Annotated in this window: 1 protein-coding gene; it reads left to right on the top strand. The window is 59.9% G+C overall.

Annotated features, from left to right (window positions below; translation table 11 throughout):
• Positions 1–750: ABC transporter substrate-binding protein (locus tag BZK31_RS28790; RefSeq protein ID WP_244182770.1), on the top strand; the 750-nt coding region annotated here is incomplete at both ends.

Raw genomic sequence — 750 nt, 5'->3', positions numbered from 1 at the left:
GGTGGGGCAAGGACCTGCCTGTCAGCCGCGGCCTGTATAACTTCGATACGTTCAGCGTCGAGTATTTCGGCGATATCGACGTTGCGCGTCAGGTCCTCAAGGGTGGCGCCTACGACTACAACCGAGAGTTTTCGGCCACCGGTTTTTCCATCCGCTATGACAGCCCGGCACTGAGCGAGGGGCGATTGCAGAAGGCCCATCTGGCCAAAGGTGCGGTGCAAAGCTCACAGGGCTTCGTGTTCAACCTGAGTCGACCCATGTTTCAGGACCGCCGCGTGCGGCAGGCGCTGTCGCTGCTCTGGGACTTCGAATGGACCAACCGGCAGATGATGCGCAACATGTATATCCGCCAGGACAGCTATTTTTCCAACTCCGATCTGGCCGCCACCGGGCTGCCGACGCCTGCCGAACTGAAGATTCTCGAGCCGTTGCGCGGTCAGGTGCCACCGCAGGTATTCGATACCGTCTATAAAACGCCCAAGACCGATGGCACCGGCTTTATCCGCGACAAACAGCTGCAGGCCCTGGCGTTGATGAAAGAGGCTGGCTGGACGCCCAAAGGCGACGAACTGGTGAACGCCGAAGGCCAGCCGTTCAGTTTCACCTTTCTCAACGGCCAGACCGGTTTCGAGCGCATGCTGCTGCCCTACAAGCGCAATCTGGCGCAGATCGGCATTCACTTCGACATTCGCCGGATCGACGCGGCTCAGTACCTCAACCGGGTCATGGCCCGCGACTACGACATGATCG

The organism is Pseudomonas floridensis (assembly GCF_002087235.1).
In the GTDB taxonomy this organism is placed as follows: Bacteria; Pseudomonadota; Gammaproteobacteria; order Pseudomonadales; family Pseudomonadaceae; genus Aquipseudomonas; species Aquipseudomonas floridensis.
This window is presented reverse-complemented; position numbering and strand designations above follow the sequence as displayed.